The following is a 22,102-nucleotide window of genomic DNA, read 5'->3' as shown; positions in this document are numbered from 1 at the left end:
CTCGGCGGGCGTGCGGCGCCAGTACACGGGCACCGCCGGGCGCATCGAAAACTCCCAGGTCGGCGCCTTCCTCGCCTACGCCTCCAGCCGGGGACGGGCCCTGATCGACCGCCGCCTCTACCTGCCGAGCAGTCCTGGTGCGGCTATCCCGAACGCCGCCGGGCGGCCGGGATACCCGCCATCTGCTCGCAGCCGTCTTCAACCCACCAGCCCTGCCGGCAGCCAGGCTGCTGCACTGGTCCAACTGGCGCCGACGCCACCGGGCAACAGCCCAACGCAGCCACTACCAAAGGCGGTTTGCCACCGAACCTGCTGGATGGCTCACGAAACCACACTGGAGCACCAAGAGCGGTGCACAAGGAGGAATCCGGGCTGCCGCAGGGCGTTCGCGGCACCGGGTTCTTGACCGAACTCACGGCGCGGCAGAGCGAGTTGTCTATAGGTTGCGCCCATGACATCGAGCCACTTCACGCCCGGCAAGGTCAGACCCGCGCCCGCCTCGGGGAGGTCCATGTGAGCAACGACGCTCCGGTGGTCGACGGCCCGGGCCGGGCACCCGGCCCCGTCGACCGCGTACCGGGTGTCTACGTGCACAAGACCGACGAGTCCGAAGTCCTGCTCGCCGCCTACCGGCGCTCGGGCCCCGACACCTTCCGTGTCGTCGCCCGCTGGCCGACGCGCCATCGCTTCTACCGCCCGGTGCACGGCGGCTACGATCCGCTGCTGGTCGCCGAGTCCGTACGGCAGGCGGTGCCGCTGCTCAGCCACGCCGCGTACGACGTGCCCTTCGGGCACAGGCAGTCCTGGGACTACTTCCGCTGCACTGCCGACATGGCCGCCCTGGCGGCGACCGCCGACCGTCCCGAGGTGGAACTCCGCATCAACTGCGGGGACATCGTCCGGCGCGCCGGACGACTGGTGTCGCTGTCCATGCGGGTACGAATGGTCCGCGGCGGGCGGACGATCGGCCGCGCCGAACTGGGCTTCCACAACCACCCTCCGGCCGTCTACGCCCGGCTGCGCGGCCGTTACGGGAACCTGGACGCCGCACTCGCCGGCGCCGTTCCCCCCGCCCCGCCCATGGCCCCCGCCGACGTCGCCCGCGACAGGCCCGCCGATGTCGTCCTGTCCCCGGCCGGCTCCCCGGCCCGCAGCCGGCTGCGCGTGGACCTGACCCATCCGGTGCTCTTCGACCACCCCGTCGACCACATCCCCGGGATGCTGCTGCTGGAGGGCGCCCGCCAGGCGGCGCACGCCGCCCTCGCCCCGACGCCGATGGTCGTGGTCGGCCTGGACGCCTCGTTCCACCGCTATGCCGAGCTGGACGCGCCTTGCTGGATCGAGTCCGAGTCCGGTGCCGGGACGGCGGACGGCGCGGCGGCCCGACGTGCGGTCCGGGTGACCGCCCGGCAGGGAGCCGTACGCCGGTTCACGTGCACCGTCCTGCTCGATCCTCCCTGACGGCCGCCCGGCTCCGAGGCGGACCCGACGCGTTCCGCGGCCCGGCGGGATCACCCCGGCCCGCGTCGGGAGCGGGACCCCGCCGCCGCATCGGCGCAGGGGCGCGGGACGGACCGCGGGAGCCGGCGGGCCGTACCCGGTGCCCACCGCGACCGGTCCACCGGTCGGCGGACGGGCGGCCCCCGCCCCTGTCACCCACTGCCTGATCGCGGTCGCGCTCCGCCCCCGGACGCCGCCGCACGGCTCCCGCCCCTGTCGGCGCCGGCACTGGTGGGCGTGCTCCCCTCGGCCGTCGCCGACGTCCGAGGGGACGGACACCCGCCGCGCCCCGTGCGCGAGGCGGCCCGCCCCCCGTCGACGAGCCCGGCTCATGGAAGCACCGAGCCCTCGGAAAGGCTCGCGCCCAGCCGGGCGCCGGCCTCGTACACGGCTCACGGGAATCACACACGTCGGCCGGTCGGGCCCGGCGGCACGGACGTGCCCCGACGGCTGGTCAGCGCCCGATGTCGCGGGCGAGGTCCAGGCCGAGGACGCGGTCGAGATGGGCGAAGGTCTCGAACTTGGCGCCGGACCGCACGTCGCCCCGGGCCGCCGCGTCGGCCAGCAGGTCAAGGACGGCGTGGACACCGAGGTCGTCGACGAGCGCCTCGTGCGAGCGGCGCAGCAGTTCGGCGGGGATCGGCGCGGACGGCTCGCGTGCCCAGCCGGCCACCTGTCGGCGCCACTCGCTCAGGGTATGCCGGGCGGTGGCCAGGGCCTCGCCGGTGACCGTCACCGGCGAGGCGTAGGGGAACCCGAGCAGGAGCAGGCGCAGGGCGAGCGGATCGGCCGCGTCCGGTGCGCCCGCGGTGGCCGTGCCCGGCACGGTGGGGTCATCGGGCGTGGTCGGCGCGGCGGCCTCGGCTCCGGCCGGGGCCGGGCCGTCCGGGGAACGGGGGCCGTCCGGCGGGGTGTCCTCGCCCGACGGGACCGTGGTGACCGGCCCCACCTCGATCCGGACCCCGCTCGTGGCATCGGCCGGACCCTCGCCCCGGGCGGTCACGTGGACATCGGCGGGTCCGCCGAGCGCGGCGTCCGGATGACGTGCTCCCACGACGACGGGCGGATGGATGCCCAGCACATCCATGACCCGGTCGAGCGCCCGGGACCGGTCGTCGGCCGGAGGCGCGGTGGTGGTGAGGGCCGTGACGACCTGCAGGCCCTGGAGCTCCGCCACGCGCGCGAGTACGTCGCCGATCAGCAGCACGCGCAGATGGACCGGCCGGATTCCGGTGCCGTCGTCCGTCGCCGCGTCGAGGGCGGGCAGGTGGACGCGGCTGCGCAGCAGCCGTCGCGGTGGGGCGGGTACCTCCACGAGGCGCCCGGTGCGGGTGTCGGTGACGCGCAGCATGATCAGTTCCCCTCGGTCAGTTGCTCGTCGAGTTCGTCGAAGAGCAGCTCGCTGTGGTCGATCTGGCCGGTACGGTAGGCCGCCCGCGCCACCAGGTGCGCCGCGACCGGTCCGGTCATCAGCTGGAAGAACGCGATCAGCGCCAGGGTGGCGAGATCCACGCCGCTGCGCAGTCGCAGGGCGACTCCGAGGAGGACCAGGATCATGCCGAGGGTCTGCGGTTTGGTGGCGGCGTGGCTGCGGGAGAGCACGTCGGGCAGCCGCAGCATGCCGATCACGCCGAGCAGGCAGATCGCCGCGCCGGTGAACACCAGTGCCGCACCGGCCGTGTCGAGGACCTGGACCCAGACGTTCACCGCCTCTCCCCCTCGACGCCGTCGCGTCCGCCGCCGTGCGAGGCCGTGCCGGTTCCGTTCCGCGGCACCGGGCGGTCGCGGGCGGCGATGAAGCGGGCGATGCCGACCGATCCCGTGAATCCCAGGAAGGCCAGGACCAGCATGATCGGGAAGTAGAACGGGTCGCGCGCGAAGGCCGATTTCGCACCGAGGCCCGCGATGATGAGCGCGGCGGCCACGTCCAGCGAGATGGCCCGGTCCAGCATGGAAGGACCTCGCCGGATGCGGGCGAGCAGCAGCGCGCCGGCGATGACGATCACGACCACGGCGGCGGTGAGCAGCACCCGGTCGGGGGTCTCCGGAACACTCATGCGCCGTGCCTCCTCCTCATACGCCGTACCTCCTCCTGCGCCGCCCCCTGTTCGTACCCCTGTTCGTACGAGGTGTTGCTCACGCCTCGTGTCTCCCCCGGTGGGCGACGGGTGGCGGTGGTCCGGCCACCCGGGCGATCTCGTCGGGGGTGCCGAAGGCCCGTACGACCAGCCGCTCCAGGCGCCACACGGATCGCCGGGCCGCGTCCAGCGCGGCGGGCCGGTCCGCGTCGAGGACGTGCAGGAAGACGGTGGCGGTGGCGCGGCGCACCTCGACGATCGATCCGCCGGGCACGTTCGACACGGCGACCGCGGTGGCCGCGAGCATCAGGTCGGAACGGCAGCGCAGCGGCACGGCGATGACCGCGGCCCGGTGCGGATGGCCGACGAAGATCTGCCGGGTGACCCGCACGCCCGAGGTGTACATGTCGTGGAGCAGAAAGCCGGTGAGCACCAGGATGCCCCAGGGGTGCAGGCGGAGCCCGAGGTCGACCCGGGGCAGCGGGAAGGCCAGGCACACGGCGATCGCGACGACCGCGCCGGTGACCACGTTGGCCCAGTTCGGCCCGGACCAGAGCAGCACCCAGATCAGGGTGAGCCAGGCGATCAGCGGGAGGTCCAGCACGCGTCGCCGCGCGTACCAACCCCGGTAGGGCGGCGGTCCCTTGTGCCGGAAGGACAGGGCGATGACGCGTTTCACCGGCCGAACACCGCCTCCGTGTAGGGGGAACGGTCGAGGAGTTCGACGGCCGAGCGGTCGGCGTACGAGGTCAGCGGCCCGGCGAACACGGTGAAGGCGAGTCCGAGGGCGACGGCCGCGGCGGTGGCCGCCGTCATCGGGCGCGGCAGCTGTGTGGTGGTGGTGACGGCGTGTCCGTGCAGGGTGGCGGCGACCGCGCGCCCGGCGGGCTCGTGGCGGTGCGGGACCGGTTCGTCGCCGCTGCCGGGGATGTGGTCGGGACCCGGACCGATGTCGATGTCGCCCTCGTCGGAGCCGGACTCCAGGATGGTTCCGTACGCCGCCTGTCCCGGGGGCGCCGCCCGCCAGAACGCCAGGTTCCAGACCTTGGCCACCACGTACAGCGTGAGCAGGCTGGTCACGGCCGACCCGATGACGAGGAGCCAGGCCCAGGCGCCGCCGTCCTCGACACCGGCCCGCATCAGTCCGAGCTTGCCGATGAACCCGGACAGCGGCGGAATACCGGCGAGGTTCATGGCGGGGACGAAGAAGAGCACGGCGAGCAGGGGCGCGGCCGCGGCCAGTCCCCCGATGCGGGTGAGTTCGGTGGTACCGCCCCGGCGTTCGATCAGCCCGGTCGCCAGGAACAGCGTGGTCTGGACGGTGATGTGGTGGGCGACGTAGACGATCGCGCCGCCGTACGCGTCACGGGTGGCGAGGCCGATGCCGAAGACCATGTACCCGATGTGGCTGATGAGCGTGAAGGAGAGGAGCCGCTTCAGGTCGGTCTGGGCGACGGCCCCGAGGATGCCCACGGTCATCGAGGCCAGGGCGACGGCCATCAGCAGGTCCCCGAGCCGGTTGCCGGGGAAGAGCAGCGTCTCCGTACGGAGCATGCAGTAGACGCCGACCTTGGTCAGCAGCCCGGCGAAGACCGCGGTGACGGGGGCGGGCGCGGTCGGATAGGAGTCGGGGAGCCATGCGGCGAGCGGGAAGGCGGCGGCCTTGAGGGCGAAGACGGTGAGCAGCATCGCCTGGATCAGGGTCTGGACGCCGGTCGGCAGTTCGGCGATCCTGCCCGCCAGCTGGGCGAAGTTGGCGGTGCCGGTCGCCGCGTAGGTCATCGCGATGGCGGTGAGGAACAGCATCGACGAGAGCAGCGAGACGATCACGTAGGTGGAGCCCGCGCGGACGCGGGGGCCGGTGCCGCCGAGGGTGAGCAGGACGAAGCTCGCGACGAGCATGATCTCGAAGCCGACGAAGAGATTGACGAGGTCACCGGCGAGGAACGTGTCGGAGACCCCGGCGACCAGGATCAGATAGGCGGGGTGGAAGACCGCCACGGGCGTCTGCTCGTCCCGGTCGGCCATGCCCTGGCCGATGGAGTAGACGAGCACGCAGAGCGTGATGGCGGAGGAGACGGTCAGCATCAGCCCGGACAGCCGGTCGGCCACCAGGGTGATGCCGATCGGCGGTGCGAAGTCGCCGAGATGGACGGCCAGCGGGCCGTGCAGATCGGTGACGATCATCAGGGCGACGGAGAGCGCCAGCACGACGGTGAGCACGGCGACGCTGACGAGGCGCTGGACCTGTTTGAGCCGGGTACCGAACGCGAGGCTCAGGCCGGTGGCGCAGAGCGGCAGCAGCACCGGCAGGGGGACGAGTGCGTTCATCAGCGGGACGAGGACGTTCATCCGGTGGCTCCCGGGTCGGTGTCGTCGGGGCGGGGCGGCTGCGGAGGGCCCTCGGGGCGCGACGGTGGTTCCGTACGGTCCGGCGGGCCGGACGCGCCCGGCGGACCGTGGCGCGGGCCGGGCGCGCTCGGTGCGTGGTTCTGGGGGCGGGCCCGGCCTTCCGCGTAGTCCTCGGGGTCCGCGCCCAGGACGTCGTGCCAGAGGTCCCCGGTGGCGTACCGGCCCCGGGCCTGGAGCGCGCGATCGGCGCGCAGCCGGGCGCGCAGCCGGCGGCGCTCCTCGCGGTACCGCTCGCGGTCCTCGGCCGTGACGTCGGCGGCGGCCCGGTAGCGTTCACGCAGTTCGTCCCGCTCCCCCAGCACCTCGGCGCGCAGGGCGATCCGCCGGTCCTCGTCGTCGTCATGGACCTCGTCCGTGCCGTTCAACTGGTGGCTGCGGTAGGCCATGGCCAGGAGGAACGCCGTGGTGGCGAGGGTGATGACGATGGCGGTGAGCGCGATGGCCTGCGGCAGCGGGTCGGTGACGAGTCCCAGGGGGACGCCGTAGAGGAGCGGTTCCCGGCCGGCCGGTCCGCCCGCGGCGAGGACGAGCAGGTTGATGCCGTTGCTCGCGATCACCGCGCCGAGCAGGATGCGGGTCAGGGGCCGGGTGAGCATGAGGATGCCGCCGACCGCGCACAGCACCGCGGCGGTGGCCAGGAGCGAGGCGCTCACCCTCATGCGGGGGCACCTCCCGTCCCGGGCTCCCGCCCGCCTCCCGGTCCGGGTCCGGCGCCGGATCCCGGCCCGGGGCGCGGCCCCTGCTCCGGTCCCCCCGTGACCGCTTCGGCGGCCGCCGCCCGCTCGATCTGCCGGTCGATCTTGGCGCCGAGCGCGCGCACGATGTCCAGCACCACGCCCAGGACCAGCAGATAGACCCCGAAGTCGAAGAGGACGGGGGTGGCGAGGTGGTACTCGCCGAACAGGGGCAGCCGCCCGTGGTGGGACCAGGAGTGCAGGACCGTTCCGTCGATGAGTCCGAGCAGGGCGACACCGGTGGAGACGAACAGCCCGAGGCCGGTGAAGAGTCCGGGTTGCAGCGGGGCGGCCTCGGCGAGTTCGAAGCGGCCGCCCGCCAGATAGCGGGTGATCAGGGCGAGTCCCGCGACGAGACCGGCGACGAAACCGCCCCCCGGCATGTTCTCGGCGCAGAACAGCAGGTACACCGAGAGCACCAGGACCGGATGGAACAGCAGCCGCGTCACGACCTCGAAGACGATCGAGCGGTGCTCGGGGGCGAGCGTCGAGCCGGCCGCGAGCCAGCCGCGTTCCGGTGCGCCCTCGTCGCCGCGCGGCAGACCCGTCATCGCGGGCGCGGACAACGACCAGGCGGTACGCCCCCGTACCTCCTCCCTCAGCCACGGCTCCTCCGTACGGCGGTGCAGATAGATCAGGCTCGTCACCCCGATCGCCGCCGCGGCGAGCACGGCGGACTCCCCCATCGTGTCCCAGGCGCGCAGGTCCACCAGGATGGTCGCCACCACGTCCTTGAGCCCGTGGTGGGCGGTCTCCTCGACCATGGCCGCACCCGCCGGGGCGGCGCTCCGGGCAGCCGCCGCGACCCACACCACCACGCTGAGCGTCGCCGCCGCGGCCAGCGCCACCGGGATGCGCACGGCCCGCCGTCGGCTGCTGACCGACTCCTGGAAGCGCACCGGCATCCGGCGGAGCACCAGCACGAACACGATCATCGCCACGGTCTCGACGCAGAACTGGGTGAGTGCCAGGTCCGGCCCGCCCTCGACGACGAACAGCAGCGCCGCGCCGTATCCCGTCAGCCCGGCCAGGACCACGGCCTTCATCCGGCGTCCGACGGTGAGGCAGAGGAGCGCCGCCGCGCAGGTCAGCACGGCGACGGCGCCCTGCAGCGGGGCGTCCCAGAGGCGCGGGGCCGCGGCCCCGCGCCAGGGCTGGTCGAACACCAGGACGGCGAGCTGGCCGGCCAGCATCACCAGCAGGGTGGTGGCGAGGTAGACGGAGAGCGAGCCGCGCTGGACGAAGCCGGTGAGCTGGAGGGAGAGCCGTTCCAGGCCGAGCAGCAGATGGCCGAAGACGCTGTCGGCGGTCGGCCAGGCGATCCGCCGGGAGAGCCGGGTGACGGTGGCACGTCCCGCGAAGAGCAGCACTCCGCCCGCCGTGGCGAGGGTCGAGAGCAGCACGGCGGTCCCCATCCCGTGCCAGAGCGCGAGGTGGTACGGGTGCGCGGGCGCGGGGAACGCGTCCGCGTACGCGCCGAGCAGCCGGTCGACCCGTCCGGCACCGGGCCCGAGCAGCAGCCCGCACACCGCGAGGAGCGCGGGCGCCGCGAGGAACGCCGGACCGACCCGGTGCACGGGCGTGTCCTCGACCCCGGGTTTGCGGGCGAAGGCACCCCGGACGAACCGCAGGGTGTACGCGACGGTCAGGGCGGAACCGACGACCAGGGCGGCCAGGACCCAGCGTTGCCCGGTGTCGCCGTGCGGCAGCGTGTCGAACGCGGCCTCCTTGGCGGCGAAGCCGAGCAGCGGGGGCAGGGCGGCCATGGAGGCGGCGGCCGCCACCGCGACCGCGCACACCTGTGGCAGCGCCCGGCCGACGCCGGACAGGGCGCGCAGGTCACGGGTGCCGGCCGCGTGGTCGACGATGCCGGTGATCAGGAACAGCGGGGCCTTGAACAGGGCGTGGGCCAGGATCATCGCGGCGGCGGCCAGAGCCGTGTCGCGGCTGCCGGATCCGGCGAGCACGGTGAGGAAGCCGAGCTGGCTGACGGTGCCGTAGGCGAGGACGAGCTTGAGATCGTTCAGGCGCAACGCCCGCCAGCCGCCGAGCAGCATGGTCGCGGTGCCGAGCACCAGCACCACCGGCCGCCAGACCGGGACGTCGGCGAAGGCGGGGGCCAGTCGCGCGATCAGGTAGACACCGGCCTTCACCATCGCGGCGGCGTGCAGATAGGCGCTGACGGGGGTGGGCGCGGCCATGGCGTTGGGCAGCCAGAGGCTGAACGGCCAGACCGCCGACTTCGACAGGGCCCCGCACAGGATCAGCACCACCGCGGTCGAGACGGCGGCGTCGGCCGGGGGCGGGTCGGCGAGGATGGCGGAGATCCGGTAGGTGCCGGTCACCTGACCGAGGATCAGGAAACCTACGAACATCGCGAGGCCGCCGAGCGTGGTCACCACCAGCGCCTGGAGCGCGGAGCGGCGGCTGTGCTTGCGCTCGCTGTCGTACCCGATCAGCAGGTACGAGAAGACCGTGGTCAGTTCCCAGAAGACGTAGAGCGTCATCAGGTCGTCGGCGAGGACCAGTCCGAGCATGGCGCCCGCGAACGCCAGCAGGTTTCCCGCGAAGCCCGCCAGGCCCGGGGTCGAGTCGGTGAAGTACGAGGCGCAGTAGAGCAGGACGAGCGTGCCGATTCCGGCCGCGAGCAGCACCATCAGCTCGGCGAGCGCGTCGAGCCGCAGATCGGCGCCGACGCCGTACGCGGGCATCCACGGCCATGTCCAGGTGAGCGCGTCGCCCGACGCGGTGGCGTTCCACCGCGTGGCCGCCCACACGGTGGCGGCGGCCGGTGCCGCCGCGAGCACGACGAAGGCACGCCTGCCCAGGAGTCGTACCAGCGGGCGTGCGCAGCCGGCGAGCACGAAGTGACAGACGATGAGCGCGGTCATACGGCCCCGGAAGGCGCCGCGCGCCCACCACGGCCGGAGGTCCGGAAACCGGACGATGCATCAAGGACAAAAGCCACTCAATACAGATATATCCCTGACTGCATCTCACCCCTACGGCGCGCCGCACCCGTCCCGGCCCACCGCGTCCGCCGCCGCCGGGCCCGGTCCGGGTACGCCGCCGGAGCGCTGCCGGCCCGACGCGCACGGATACCGCCGCACCCACTCCCGACCGACCGCCCTGCCGCCCGAACCGGTATGGAACGGGCACTTCCGGACCATGTGGTGACACTGTGCGTGATCAGTAATGCACCTGTGAGACCACTTTCTTTTCATTTTTTGCGATGTGACTACTATCTATCTGTCGAAGTTCTCAACGGATTTGACCAGTCCTGAGGCTGGCACCATCGTCAAGGAGCACGCCCTGCGCACGCGCGCCTCACGGCGGACCAAATCGACCACCATGTCGCTGCGGACGGCCCTTCTCGTACTGGCCATCGTTCCGGGAGTCGCACTGGCCGCCCTCTGGGCCGTCACCAGTGGCCAGACCCTGTGGGACTTCCAGCGGCAGGCGGCCCAGGGCCGGTTGGCCGAGAAGGCGGGTCAGCCGTCCAACATCGTGTATTACAACCTCCAGGAGGAGCGGCGGCTCAGCGCCGACGTGCTGGACGGCCGCAAGGGCGCCGAGGACGAGCTGCGACGGCAGCGCGAGCTGACCGACGCGGCCACCAAGAGCTTTCAGGCACTCTCCGACGTGGCGGCCGACGACGCCCCCGCGGAAGTCCGTGACGCCGTGCGCGCCGCACGCACCGCGATCGGTCAACTGCCCGCCCAGCGTGCCCTCGTCGACGACGGCGGCGCCGGGCAGCAGAAGGCCGTGTACGCCTACTACTCGGACCTGATCGCAGTGGACCTCAAGCTGTTCGCGGCGCTCAGTCACGTCGACAACGGCCGGATCACCACGATCTCCCAGCCGCTCGTCGACCTCTTCTGGACCAAGGAGATGATCTCCCGCTCGGACGCCCTGCTGGCGCGCGGCTGGTCGAAGGGGAAGCTCAGCGACGAGGACCTCGCCCAGGTGCGGGAGGTCGTCACGGGCCAGCCGCTGCTGTACTCCACCCACGTCGTGCCCTACCTGTCGAAGGACGAGCGGGCCGCGTGGGAGAAGCTCACCCACACCCCGGCATGGAAGACCAAGACGCGGGTGGAGAACCAGGTACTGAGCGCGGCCGGCACGGGTGACTCCGGCCTCGTCGCCGTCGACGCCGACGAGAAGACCTGGCGCGGCGCGATGGACGAGGTGAACGAGCAGCTCGTGGACCTGCTGGAGAAGCGCACCGCCTCCGTGATCGACGAGGGCAAGAACAGTGTGCTGTCCCTGCTGTTCAGGATGGTGCTGACCACGTCCGTCGGCCTGCTCGCCGTGATCGCGGTCATCTGGACCACCTGGCGCCTGACCCGTAACCTCCGCCGCCGGATCGGCGGCCTCCAGGAACGGGCCGAGGAACTGGAGAAGGCGCTGCCCGACGTGGTCGAGCGGCTGGCCGGCGGCGAGCGCATCGACGTCGAGGCCGAGGCCCGGGCCATCGAGCAGGACGCCGGGAGCGGCGAGGGCGACGAACTGGCCCGGCTCGGCCACGCCCTCAACCTGGCCCGCACCAGTGCGCTGACGGCGGCCGTCAAGCAGGCCGACCAGCACCGCGGGTTCGAGAAGCTGCTCCAGCGGATCGCCCGCCGTACCCAGCAGTTGATCGGCCAGCAGCTCAGGAAGCTGGACGACCTGGAACGCAAGCACGAGGACCCCGAGATCCTGGAGGGTCTCTTCGACCTCGACCACCTCACCGCACGTCTGCGCCGGTACGAGGAGAACCTCGTGATCCTCGCGGGCGGCACCCCGCACCGGCGCTGGCGCAAGCCGGTCCCGCTGCTGGACGTGATGCGTTCCGCCCAGGGCGAGGTGCAGGACTACCGGCGGGTGGTGCTGGACCTGGAAGACAGCCCCTGGCTGTCGGAGCGGGCCGTCGGCCCGGTCACGCACGTGCTGGCCGAACTCATCGAGAACGCGCTCACCTTCTCCCGGCCGCCGAGCCCGGTCGAGGTCCGCGCGGCCAAGGTGAGCCGCGGTCTCGCCATCGAGGTCGAGGACCGGGGCCTGGGCATGGACGACGGGCAGCTGGCCGCGGCCAACGAGCTGATGGTCCGGCCTCCCCGGATGGACGTGCTGGCCCACTCCGACGACATCCGGCTCGGTCTGTACGTGATCGCACGGCTCGCCGACCAGCACGGGCTGCGGGTGGAGTTCCGCTCGTCGGCGTACGGCGGCACCCGTGTGGTCCTGCTCGTCCCCGACGAGCTCACCGTCCCCGGACCGAACTCCGGTCCGGTGGGCGTGCCGTCCCCGGCCGCCGCGCCCACGCCGGCACCGGCCCCCGCGTCCGCACCGGCACCGGCGCCGGAGACGGCCGCCGGGGATCCGCTGCCCACCCGCGTCCAGGGCCGTGCGCTGGCCGACGTCACCGCGCTCAACGCGGCGGGCGCCCCCTACGCCCAGCAGCCGTACCGGGACGACGACCAGCCCGAGCAGCCGTACCGGACCGGCGAACAGCCCCGACAGCCGTCCGGGTCCGCGCACCCCGGCGGCGCCCAGGAGCACCCCTACGCGGCGGCGGACCAACCGCTGTACACGGCCCCGGAGAGCACCGGTACCGGATCGCCGAACCCGGCACCGGGCGTCCCCGCGCCTGAGGGGTACGGGGCGGCGCCCGCACCCACCGGGGGCGCGTACACCGCCGCGCCCGCCGGTCCGTTCGCCCCGCCCCCGTCCCCCTACGGCGCGGACGAGCAGCCCTACATGACGGCCGCCGGGCAGTACCCGGTGGACCTGCCGCCGCCCTACCCCGCACCCGCGGGGACCTACCGGGGACCGGAGCAGCCGTACGTCGCCCCGTACTCCGCCGGTACCGAGTCCGGTCACCCGGATCCCATGGGCCCCGCGGAGGCCGTCGGCCTGTCGACCCCCGGGCCCCGTCCGTCCGGGCCGGGTGACGACCGTCCGGCGCGACTGTCGGTGTCCGAGCCGGACCACCCGGCACCGCCGGACCCGGACGCCGCCCGCGCGGAGAACGGCTCCGGCCTGCCCGCGCTGCCCGCCGGGGGCGCCCTGCCCGCGCCCGGTACGGAACCGCCGCTGCCGCGCCGCGTGCGACAGGCCAGCCTGGTGGACGAGCTGCGGGTCACCCCGGCCGCCCGGAACACCGTGCCCCGGCCCCCGGGCCCGGACGAGAACCCGCAGGCGCGACCGGCCCCGCACCGGGCCGGAGCGGCGATCGGCGCCTTCCAGCGCCGCTCGCGCGCGGCCCGCGCGACCGCGGAGGCGACACCGCCGCCCGCGCCGCCCGCCACCCCGCATCCCACGAGAGAAGAACGGTCATGACACGCACAACCGCCACACATCAGGACCTCGACTGGCTGCTCGACGGCCTGGTGGACTCGGTGGCCGAGACCCGCAACGCCGTCCTGCTCTCCGACGACGGTCTCGTGGTGAGCCATTCGCGCACCATCGAACGCGCCGACGCCGAGCGGCTGGCCGCCATCTGCACCGGTCAGCAGAGCCTGGCCCGCGGTGTCGGCCAGCTCTTCGACGGCGGCGGCGTCCACCAGGTGATCGTCGAACTCGCGGACCTGTGGCTGTTCATCATCTCCGCCGCGCAGGGCACCCACCTGGCCGTGATCGCCTCCCAGGAGGTGGACGCCGAGATCATGTCCCTCGCCATGCACAACCTCGTCCAGCAGGTCGGCCAGAAGCTCTCCACCCCGGCCCGCAGCGAGTTCGACGCCTTCGGTACCGGGGACGGGCAGCGCGCGTGACCCCGTACTGGGATGAGGACGCCGGGGAGGACGGGGCGGGCACGATGGTGCGCCCGTACACCATCACCCGGGGCCGGACCGCTCCCGAGCGCGACGACTTCAGCCTCATCACCGTGCTGACGACCACGCAGGACCCGAGGGACGAGCACGGTGCGCCGGTCCTGCCGGGGCGGCTCCAGCCGGAGCACCGGCTGATCCTGGAGCGCTGCCGTCGGCCGTCCGCGGTCGCCGAGGTCTCGTCCGGCCTCGGCCTCCCGGTCTCGGTGACCAAGATCCTGCTGGCCGACCTCGTCGCCCAGGGCCTGCTGACGGCCCGCGCGCCGCTCTCGGTGGCGCGGGCGGCCGGCGGCGCCGACATGGGCCTGCTGGCCGCCGTTCGTGACGGACTCCGGAGACTCTGAACCAACATGACAAGCAGTCAGGCGGCCCCCGCCGCCGTCAAGATCCTCATCGCCGGAGGCTTCGGCGTCGGCAAGACCACCATGGTCGGTGCCGTCAGCGAGGTCACCCCGCTGAGCACGGAGGAGTATCTGACCCAGGCCAGCGTCGGCGTCGACGACCTGGCCGGCGTCGGCGAGAAGAACACCACCACCGTGGCCCTGGACTTCGGCCGGATCACGGTCAGTCCCGAGCTGGTGGTCTACCTCTTCGGCACCCCCGGCCAGGAACGCTTCTGGTTCATGTGGAACGACCTGGTCAACGGGGCGCTGGGCGGCGTGGTGATCGCCGACACCCGCAGGCTGGACACGAGTTTCGCCTCGATCGACTTCTACGAGAGCCGGAACATCCCGTTCGTCGTGGCGATCAACTGCTTCCACGGCCACAACACCCGTACCCCGGACGAGATCAGGGCCGCACTCGACCTCGATCCGCAGGTGCCGCTGCTGATCGGCGACGTCCGCCGGCGGCCGTTCTCCCGGGACGTGCTGCTGGCGCTGGTGGACCATCTGATGGGTCTGTCCGCGGCGACCGGCTGACGTTCCGCCCCTCCCTCCCCCTTCGTTCCGCCCTTCCCCGTTCTGGAGAGCTCTGAGATGGCATCACCCCTGCGTGTCCTGATTCACGGTGGCGGCATAGGCGGGCTCGCACTCGCCACGGCACTGGGCCGACGCGGCCACACCGTCGAGGTCGCCGAGATCCGCGACGAACTGGACGCGCTGGGCGTCGGCATCATCCAGCCGTCCAACGCCCTCCACGTGATGCGCGAGATCGGGGTCCTCGACGACTGCCTCGAAGTGGGCTTCGAGTGGGAGATCCTGACCATCGTCGACCCGACGGGCAAGCCGCTCGCCGAGATTCCGCAGCCGAGGATGGACGGCGCCCCCTCCAACAACGGCATCCCGCGCCCCGCCCTGGCACAGGTGCTGAACGCCGCCGCGGTCGCCGCCGGCGCCACGGTCCGCTTCGGCAGCACCATCACCGGGCTGACCGACGACGGCAGCGGCGTGGACGTCACCCTCTCCGACGGCTCCACCGGTCGCTGGGACCTGGTCGTCGGATTCGACGGCATCGGTTCGCCGTTGCGCACCCGGCTGTACGGGGACCGTTACGTGCCCGAGTACACCGGTTTCGCCAACTGGCGGGTGACGGTCCCCCGGCAGCCCGGGGTCCGGGGTGTGGTGATGGGCACCGCGGGCAAGGACACCAAGGCCCTGCTGACCCCGATCACCGACGAACTGATGTATCTGGCGGCGGTGTTCGCGGAGCCCGAGGACTTCCGTCCGGATCCGGAGCGCGCGCACGAGCAGTTCGCGGAGCGGCTGACGATGTTCTCCGGTCCGGTCGCCGAGGCGCTCGCCGCGGTCACCGACCCGGCCGCGGTGGTGTATTCGCGGATCTCCCAGGTCACGGTCGAGGAGCCGTGGCACGTCGGCCGGGTGGTGCTGGCCGGTGACGCCGCGCACGCCTCCACCCCGCACATCGCGCAGGGCGCGGCCATGGCCGTGGAGGACGCGCTGGTGCTCGCGCAGTCGCTGGACGCCGAGGACGATGTGGCCGTCGCCCTCGCCGCGTGGGAGGCCCGCCGCCGCCCCCGGGCCATGTGGGTACAGGCCATGTCGCGTGCCGTGCTCAAGCAGGAGACGGGCCTGGAGACCACTCCCGAGGAGGACGAACTGCTGAAGATCGGGATACCGGGCGCGGCCCACGCACTGGTGAAGCCCTACTGACCGACAGGCTTTCAGGGCAGGACCGCCACCCCGTCGAGTTCGACGAGCGCCTGCTCGTCCCAGAGTCTCGCCACCCCGATGACCGCCATCGCCGGGTAGTCGCGGCCCGCCAACCGGCGCCAGATCCGACCCAGTTCACCGGCCCGGGCCCGGTAGTCGGCCACATCGGTGGCGTACACCGTGACCCGGGCCAGGTCCGCCGGGGCACCGCCCGCCGCACGCAGGGCGGTGAGCAGGTTGGCGAGCGCCGTCGCGAACTGCTCGGGCAGCGTGGCGCCGACGATCGCGCCGTCCACGTCGAGCGCGGTCTGCCCGGCCAGGAAGACCAGTTGGCCGCCGACGGCCGTCGTGGCGTGCGAGAACCCCGCCGGGGGTGACAGTTCGGCGGGGTTGATCCGGTGCACCGGACTCATGCGGACGCCTCCCTGTTCGCGTACGACTCCCGGGCGATGATGGTGCGCTGCACCTCGCTGGCGCCCTCGTAGATCCGCGGGGCGCGGACCTCCCGGTAGAGGTGTTCGAGGAGGTGACCGCGGCGCAGGGCGCGGGCGCCGTGCAGTTGGACGGCGGTGTCGACGACGTACTGCGCGGTCTCGGTGGCGTACAGCTTCGCCATGGCCGCGCGGCGCGGCACGCCCGGTTCGCCCGCGTCGTGCGCGGCGGCCGCCGCGTACACCAGGAGCCGGGCGGCCTCGGTACGGGTGGCCATCTCGGCGACCTGGTGGGAGACGGCCTGGAGGTCCTTCAACGGGCCGCCGAAAGCGGTGCGTCCGGCGGTGTGGGCGAGCGTGGCGTCCAGGGCGGCGCGGGCCATGCCCACGGCGAACGCGCCCACGCTGGGGCGGAACAGGTTCAGGGTGTCCATGGCGACCCGGAAGCCGCGGTCCGGTTCGCCGAGCACGTCCTCGACGGTGACGGGGACACCGTCGAAGCGCAGGGTTCCGATGGGGTGCGGCGAGAGCATGTCCAGTGCGGAGCCGGTGAGTCCGGGACGGTCGGCGGGCACCAGGAACGCGGTGACGCCGCGTGATCCGGCGCCCCGGGTCGTACGGGCGAAGACGGTGTAGAAGTCGGCCTCCGGGGCGTTGGAGATCCAGCACTTCTCACCGGTGAGCCGCCAGCAGCGGCCCGCACCGGAACCGGATCCGGGACCGCGGCCCCCGTCGGGGGCCGCGTCCAGGGCCAGGGCCGCCGCGTCGGAGCCGGCACCCGGCTCGCTGAGCGCGAAGGCTGCCACCGCACGCCCCGCCCGCACCTCGGGCAGCCAGCGCGCCCGCTGGGCGGGCGTACCGGCCCGGTGCACCGGGTGGCTGCCGAGACCCTGGAGGGCCAGGGCGGTCTCCGCCCCGGTACAGCCACGGGCCAGGGACTCGCGGAGCAGACAGAGGTCGAGCGCTCCGGAGTCCAGCATCCGGTCGAGCAGACCCGACGCGCCGAGCGCGGCGATCAAGGGGCGGTTCACGTGGCCAGGTTCGCCCTTTTCGGCGAGGGGGCGCAGTCGCTGTTCGGCGAGGACTCTCAACTCCTCGCACCACGAGGTCTGTGCCGGATCGAGCGAGAATGCCGTCATCGCGGCGTCTCTCCTGTCGCGTCTCGTCTGAGTCGTCCTTCTCGTTCTGTCGTCTTCCCCGTTCCTGCGTCTCCTGTCCGCCGGACTTCCGTCCCCCGCCCATCGGACCTCTCGGTACGTCATGTTCCGTACCCGGTCCGCAGGCCGGTCCTCCGACGGTCTCGCGCCCGTTCGTCTGTCGCGGACCGTTGACTACCGTCACCCGAACGATACGCTCCAGAGGCGACAAGGGGGCGATCCTTCATGGACCCGAAGACCTCAGCGCACCTCGACACCTTCGCCCGGGAGCACCTCCCTCCCCCGGACCAGTGGCCGGACCTGCTCTTCGATCTCCCCGAACTGCGCTATCCGGCCCGGCTCAACTGCGCGGCGGAACTGCTGGACCGGACCGTCGACCGGCTGGGCCCGGACCGCCCCGCCTTCCGCACCCCCGACGGCGGGATGTGGAGCTACGGGGAGCTGCGGGAGCGGGTGGACCGGATCGCCCACGTCCTGACCTCCGATCTGGGGGTCGTCCCCGGCAACCGGGTGCTGCTGCGGGGTCCCACCACCCCCCGTCTGGCCGCCTGTTGGCTCGCGGTGCTGAAGGCGGGCGCCATAGCCGTCACGGTCCTGGACCGGCAGCGGGCGGCCGAACTCGCCACCATCTGCTCGATCGCCCGGGTGAGCCACGCCCTGTGCGACGTCCGGTCGGTCGACGACCTGGTGCGGGCGGAGGTGCCGGGGCTGCGGATCACGGTGTACGGAGGTGGCGCACCGGACGATCCGCTCCGCCCGACCGGGGCGGGGACCGGGGCCGGGGCCGGGGCCGTCGCCGAGAACGGAGCCGAGGACGGGAGAGGACCGTACGTCCCGGTGGACACGGCGGCGGACGACGTCGCGCTGATCGCGTTCACCTCGGGCACCACCGGGCGTCCCAAGGGCTGCATGCACTTCCACCGGGACGTGCTCGCCATCGCGGACACGTTCTCGCGCCATGTGCTGCGCCCCACGCCCGACGACGTGTTCGCGGGAAGTCCCCCGCTCGGCTTCACCTTCGGACTCGGCGGTCTGGTGGTCTTCCCGCTCCGGGCCGGTGCCAGTGCGCTGCTGCTCGAACAGTCCGGTCCGGAGCGGCTGCTGTCCGCGCTCGCCGCCCACCGGGTCTCGGTCCTGTTCACCGCTCCGACCGCCTACCGCCTGATGCTCGACCAGGTGGACGCACACGACCTGAGCGCGCTGCGGCGCTGCGTCTCCGCCGGGGAGAACCTTCCGGCCGCCACCTGGCGGTCCTGGTACGAGCGGACGGGGCTGCGCATCATCAACGGCATCGGCGCCACCGAGCTGCTGCACATCTTCGTCTCCGCCGCCGACGACGCGGTCCGCCCCGGCACCACCGGGGTTCCCGTGCCCGGCTGGCAGGCGCGGGTGCTGGACCGCGAGGGGCGACAGGTGCCGGACGGGGAACCCGGTCTCCTCGCGGTGCGCGGTCCGATCGGCTGCCGCTACCTCGCCGACGAACGCCAGCGGGAGTACGTGGCGCACGGCTGGAACATCACCGGCGACACCTATGTGCGCGACGCGGACGGCTACTTCCGTTACGTCGCCCGCGCGGACGACATGATCATTTCCTCCGGCTACAACATCGCGGGCCCCGAGGTCGAGGACGTCCTCCTGCACCATCCCTCGGTCGCGGAGGCGGCGGTGGTGGGCAGGGCGGACGAGCTGCGCGGCCGGATCGTGGTGGCGTACGTGGTGCTGCGCGCGGGCGCGGAGCTGTCGGCCGAGGCGTTGCGTACGTATGTGAAGGGCGAGCTGTCCCCGTACAAGTGTCCGCGCGTCATCGAGTTCCTGCCCGCTCTCCCCCGCACGGCGACCGGGAAGCTGCAGCGTTTCCGTCTCCGCGAGGAGCGTCCCGGAGGGGCCTGAGGGAAATGCGGGTGCCCCGTCCCCGGCGCTCCCGGCAGGATGAGGCATGACCTGGACCCTCACGCATGACGTCGAGGTGTTCCTCGACGCGGCCGGGGCCTCGCTGACCACCCGGCCCGCCGAGAACACCCTGGTTCTGACCGTCACCGCCGCCCTGCGGCTGGGCGGCCCCCATGCCTTCGGTGACGCCGATCCGCTGCTGGGGTGGTGGCGCGGCGCGGACGGGTCGCAGGGACGCTGGTGCAGACCCCGCCCCGAGCGGCTGGCGGACGAACGGACGGCGTCCGGCGGGCTGACGCTCTGGGAGGACGGCGGTGTCCCGGTGTCGATGGCGGGCGTCTCGCCGCGCATCGCCGGCATGGTGCGGATCGCCGCGGTCTGCACACCTCCCGAGCACGGCCGCCGCGGATACGCGTCCGCGGTGACGGCGCGGGCGAGCCGGGCGGCGCGGAAGGCCGGCGCGGCGGAGGTGCTCCTCTTCACCGATCTCGCCAATCCGACGAGCAACGGCGTGTACCGCCGCATCGGCTACCGCCCGGTCTCGGACCGCCTGCTGCTCGCCGCGGCGGACCGATGAGCGGGCCCCGGACGCCCGTCACGGGGCGCCGCGCCCCGATCCGTGCCTCTGCCACGGGTGCCGGCCCGTCACCCCAGGGTGAGCCGGGGTCTCGGGGCGTCGGTGCGGCCGGTCGGCGGGGTGCGACTGCCCGCGCGGTACGGGGGCGGCCAGGGCGCGCCGGGGCCGCCGTAGTCCTGTTCGGCCGCGGCGTGCAGCGTCCAGTGCGGGTCGTAGAGGTGTGGCCGGGCCAGGGCGCAGAGGTCGGCCCGGCCCGCGAGCAGCAGGGAGTTGACGTCGTCCCAGGAGGAGATCGCGCCGACCGCGACGACGGGCACGCACACCGTGTTGCGGATCCGGTCGGCGTACGGGGTCTGGTAGGAGCGGCCGAACTCGGGGCGTTCCTCGGCGACGACCTGCCCCGTCGACACGTCGATGGCGTCGGCCCCGCGGGCGACGAAGGCGCGGGCGATCTCGACGGCGTCCTCGGCCGTGGTGCCGCCCTCGGCCCAGTCCGTGGCGGAGATGCGGACGATCACCGGGCGGTCGTCGGGCCATGCGGCACGGACCGTGTCGAAGACCTCGAGGGGGTAGCGGAGCCGGTTCCTCAGCGGCCCGCCGTACGCGTCGGTGCGGTGGTTGGTGAGCGGCGAGAGGAAGCCGGACAGCAGATAGCCGTGCCCGCAGTGGAGTTCGAGCAGGTCGAATCCCGCGTGGTCGGCGCGCCGGGCCGCCGCCGCGAACTGTTCGCGCACGGCGGCGAGCCCGGCCCGGTCCAGGGCGTGCGGAATCTGGCTGACACCGGCCGTGTACGGGACCGGGGAGGCGGCGGCCACGGGCCAGTTGCCGTGGTCGAGGGGCTGGTCGATGCCCTCCCACATGAGCTTGGTGGAGCCCTTGCGCCCGGCGTGGCCGAGCTGGACGCCGATGGCCGTCCCGGGTGAGCTCGCGTGGACGAAGTCGGTGATCCGGGCCCAGGCGGCGGCCTGTTCGGCGGTGTAGAGCCCGGCGCAGCCAGGAGTGATGCGGCCTGCGGCGCTCACGCACACCATTTCCGTCATGACGAGTCCGGCCCCGCCGAGCGCCCTGGCGCCCAGGTGGACGAGGTGGAAGTCGCCGGGAACGCCGTCGACGGCCGAGTACATGTCCATCGGTGAGACGACGACGCGGTTGCGGAGCGCGAGACCGCGCAGCCGCAGCGGGGTGAACATGGGCGGAGTGCCGGGGACGGTGCCGAACTCCTCCTCGACGGCGGCGGTGAAGGAGGCGTCACGCATCCGCAGGTTGTCGTGGGTGACGCGGCGGCTGCGAGTGAGGAGGTTGAACGCGAACTGGCGGGGCGGCTGGTCGACGTAGGTGCCCAGTTCCTCGAACCAGCGCAGGCTGGCCGTCGCGGCCCGCTGGGTCGACTCGACGACCGGCCGGCGTTCGGCCTCGTACGCGGCCAGCGCGGCGGGCAGGCCGGGCTGTTCCTCGACGCAGGCGGCGAGCGCGAGGGCGTCCTCGACGGCGAGTTTGGTGCCGGAGCCGATGGAGAAGTGCGCGGTGTGGGCGGCGTCGCCGATGAGCACCGTGTTGCCGTGCGACCAGCGGGCGTTGACGACGGTACGGAACGTGAGCCAGGCGGAGTTGTTGGACCGCAGCGGCCGGCCGCCGAGCGTCTCGCGGAAGACGTCGGCACAGCGTGCGATCGAGTGCGTCACGTCGGCGGTGTCGAATCCGGCGTCCCGCCACACCTCCTCGCGCATCTCGACGATGACCGTGGAGGCGTCGGCGGAAAAGGGGTAGCCGTGGAGCTGCATCACCCCGTGTGCGGTCTCGGCGATCTCGAAGCGGAACGCGTCGAGGGCGAAGTCCGCGGCGAGCCAGATGTAACGGCAGCGGTGCGGGGTGAGACGGGGGACGAGGACATCGGCGTGGGCGGCGCGGGTGAGGCTGTGCACCCCGTCGGCGGCGATCACCAGATCGTGCGCGGCCGCCAGTTCGGCGGCGGGCGGGGCCTCGGTGCGGAAGCGGAGCCGTACGCCGAGGGAGTCGCAGCGCGCGTGCAGGATCTCCAGCAGCCTGCGTCTGCCCAGCGCCGCGAAGCCGTGACCGCCGGAGGTCTGGGTCACCCCACGGTGGACGATGTCGATGGCGTCCCAGCGGACGAACTCGTCCTGGAGGGCGGCGTGGACGACGGGGTCGGCGTGCTCGATGCCGCCGAGGGTCTCGTCGGAGAGGACGACACCGAAGCCGAAGGTGTCGTCGGGGGCGTTGCGTTCCCAGACCGTGATGTCGCGCTCCGGGCCGAGCCGCTTGAGCAGGGCGGCGGCGTAGAGGCCGCCGGGCCCGCCGCCGATGACCGCGATCCGCTGCACGCCGGTCCGTCGCCCGTCGGCCGGCTTCGCACCGGCCGTCGCCGAGCCGAGGGGCGTCGCC

18 protein-coding genes and 1 pseudogene are annotated in these 22,102 nt (G+C 73.0%); 9 read left to right on the top strand and 10 right to left on the bottom strand.

All coding sequences use genetic code 11. The features are described 5' to 3' along the window. The first annotated feature begins 10 nt into the window (after positions 1-10). Together ACFYXM_RS17450 and ACFYXM_RS17445 are read left to right on the top strand one after the other, a co-directional pair. Positions 11-406, top strand: a complete 396-nt coding sequence (locus tag ACFYXM_RS17450; RefSeq protein ID WP_389290279.1) for a transposase — start codon at positions 11-13, stop codon at positions 404-406. After that, positions 352-1,461 carry a ScbA/BarX family gamma-butyrolactone biosynthesis protein gene (locus tag ACFYXM_RS17445; protein ID WP_389290277.1) on the top strand — a complete coding sequence of 370 codons (1,110 nt, stop codon included), beginning with the start codon at positions 352-354 and terminating at the stop codon, positions 1,459-1,461. The genes ACFYXM_RS17450 and ACFYXM_RS17445 overlap by 55 nt, the downstream gene beginning before the upstream one ends. A 493-nt stretch (positions 1,462-1,954) precedes the next feature. On the opposite strand, the gene ACFYXM_RS17440 is transcribed toward ACFYXM_RS17445, so the two are convergent. The 7 genes and pseudogenes from ACFYXM_RS17440 to ACFYXM_RS17410 form a co-directional block, all read right to left on the bottom strand. Continuing rightward, on the bottom strand, positions 1,955-2,851 hold the full coding sequence (locus ACFYXM_RS17440) for a hypothetical protein (RefSeq protein WP_389290154.1): 897 nt from the start codon (positions 2,849-2,851) through the stop codon (positions 1,955-1,957). Positions 2,852-2,853: 2 nt separating this feature from the next. Beyond that, positions 2,854-3,207, bottom strand: a complete 354-nt coding sequence (gene mnhG, locus ACFYXM_RS17435; protein WP_389290152.1) for a monovalent cation/H(+) antiporter subunit G — start codon at positions 3,205-3,207, stop codon at positions 2,854-2,856. Beyond that, a complete protein-coding gene (locus tag ACFYXM_RS17430) occupies positions 3,204-3,557 on the bottom strand; it encodes a monovalent cation/H+ antiporter complex subunit F (RefSeq protein ID WP_389290150.1) in 354 nt (117 codons plus the stop codon). Before ACFYXM_RS17430 ends, mnhG begins: the two co-directional genes overlap by 4 nt. Before the next feature lie 79 nt (positions 3,558-3,636). Then, a complete protein-coding gene (locus ACFYXM_RS17425; protein ID WP_389290148.1) occupies positions 3,637-4,257 on the bottom strand; it encodes a Na+/H+ antiporter subunit E in 621 nt (206 codons plus the stop codon). Continuing rightward, positions 4,254-5,909 (bottom strand): Na+/H+ antiporter subunit D, encoded by a 1,656-nt coding sequence (locus ACFYXM_RS17420; protein WP_389290275.1) that lies wholly within the window; start codon positions 5,907-5,909, stop codon positions 4,254-4,256. Before ACFYXM_RS17420 ends, ACFYXM_RS17425 begins: the two co-directional genes overlap by 4 nt. Positions 5,910-6,058: 149 nt before the next feature. Continuing rightward, positions 6,059-6,649, bottom strand: a pseudogene (locus tag ACFYXM_RS17415) (Na(+)/H(+) antiporter subunit C); the annotation flags it as partial. Next, positions 6,646-9,615 (bottom strand): Na+/H+ antiporter subunit A, encoded by a 2,970-nt coding sequence (locus ACFYXM_RS17410; RefSeq protein ID WP_389290146.1) that lies wholly within the window; start codon positions 9,613-9,615, stop codon positions 6,646-6,648. The gene ACFYXM_RS17410 and the pseudogene ACFYXM_RS17415, both read right to left, overlap by 4 nt. Positions 9,616-9,958: 343 nt before the next feature. On the opposite strand from ACFYXM_RS17410, the gene ACFYXM_RS17405 reads away from it, so the two are divergent. The 5 genes from ACFYXM_RS17405 to ACFYXM_RS17385 are packed head-to-tail and all read left to right on the top strand — an operon-like array spanning position 9,959 to position 15,647. After that, on the top strand, positions 9,959-13,045 hold the full coding sequence (locus ACFYXM_RS17405; protein WP_389290144.1) for a nitrate- and nitrite sensing domain-containing protein: 3,087 nt from the start codon (positions 9,959-9,961) through the stop codon (positions 13,043-13,045). Next, entirely contained in the window at positions 13,042-13,479 is a 438-nt protein-coding gene (locus ACFYXM_RS17400; protein ID WP_362617618.1) for a roadblock/LC7 domain-containing protein, read from the top strand. Before ACFYXM_RS17405 ends, ACFYXM_RS17400 begins: the two co-directional genes overlap by 4 nt. Then, on the top strand, positions 13,476-13,880 hold the full coding sequence (locus tag ACFYXM_RS17395; RefSeq protein ID WP_389290142.1) for a DUF742 domain-containing protein: 405 nt from the start codon (positions 13,476-13,478) through the stop codon (positions 13,878-13,880). Before ACFYXM_RS17400 ends, ACFYXM_RS17395 begins: the two co-directional genes overlap by 4 nt. 6 nt (positions 13,881-13,886) lie before the next feature. After that, positions 13,887-14,456 (top strand): ATP/GTP-binding protein, encoded by a 570-nt coding sequence (locus ACFYXM_RS17390; RefSeq protein ID WP_389290140.1) that lies wholly within the window; start codon positions 13,887-13,889, stop codon positions 14,454-14,456. Between the two features lie 57 nt (positions 14,457-14,513). Continuing rightward, positions 14,514-15,647: an FAD-dependent monooxygenase gene (locus tag ACFYXM_RS17385; protein WP_389290138.1), complete on the top strand. Its 1,134-nt coding sequence runs from the start codon at positions 14,514-14,516 to the stop codon at positions 15,645-15,647. 11 nt (positions 15,648-15,658) lie between these two features. Here the strand turns inward: ACFYXM_RS17385 and ACFYXM_RS17380 are convergent, their stop codons facing one another. Continuing rightward, a complete protein-coding gene (locus ACFYXM_RS17380) occupies positions 15,659-16,060 on the bottom strand; it encodes a RidA family protein (protein WP_389290136.1) in 402 nt (133 codons plus the stop codon). Further along, entirely contained in the window at positions 16,057-17,217 is a 1,161-nt protein-coding gene (locus ACFYXM_RS17375) for an acyl-CoA dehydrogenase family protein (RefSeq protein WP_389290134.1), read from the bottom strand. The genes ACFYXM_RS17380 and ACFYXM_RS17375 overlap by 4 nt, the downstream gene beginning before the upstream one ends. A 243-nt stretch (positions 17,218-17,460) precedes the next feature. Here ACFYXM_RS17375 and ACFYXM_RS17370 point away from each other — a divergent pair, with 243 nt between their 5' ends. Both ACFYXM_RS17370 and ACFYXM_RS17365 read left to right on the top strand, forming a co-directional pair. Beyond that, positions 17,461-19,125 carry an AMP-binding protein gene (locus tag ACFYXM_RS17370; RefSeq protein WP_389290132.1) on the top strand — a complete coding sequence of 555 codons (1,665 nt, stop codon included), beginning with the start codon at positions 17,461-17,463 and terminating at the stop codon, positions 19,123-19,125. Positions 19,126-19,171: 46 nt separating this feature from the next. Then, the gene (locus ACFYXM_RS17365; protein ID WP_389290130.1) at positions 19,172-19,702 is read left to right on the top strand and encodes a GNAT family N-acetyltransferase; all 531 of its coding nucleotides are present in this window, start codon (positions 19,172-19,174) and stop codon (positions 19,700-19,702) included. 68 nt (positions 19,703-19,770) lie between these two features. Here the strand turns inward: ACFYXM_RS17365 and ACFYXM_RS17360 are convergent, their stop codons facing one another. Continuing rightward, positions 19,771-22,041, bottom strand: a complete 2,271-nt coding sequence (locus ACFYXM_RS17360; RefSeq protein ID WP_389290273.1) for a bifunctional salicylyl-CoA 5-hydroxylase/oxidoreductase — start codon at positions 22,039-22,041, stop codon at positions 19,771-19,773. Positions 22,042-22,102: the final 61 nt, after the last annotated feature.

Source organism: Streptomyces sp. NPDC002476 (assembly GCF_042889785.1).
In the GTDB taxonomy this organism is placed as follows: Bacteria; Actinomycetota; Actinomycetes; order Streptomycetales; family Streptomycetaceae; genus Streptomyces.
The sequence above is the reverse complement of the archived record's forward strand: the minus strand, read 5'-3'. Positions and strand labels throughout refer to the sequence as shown.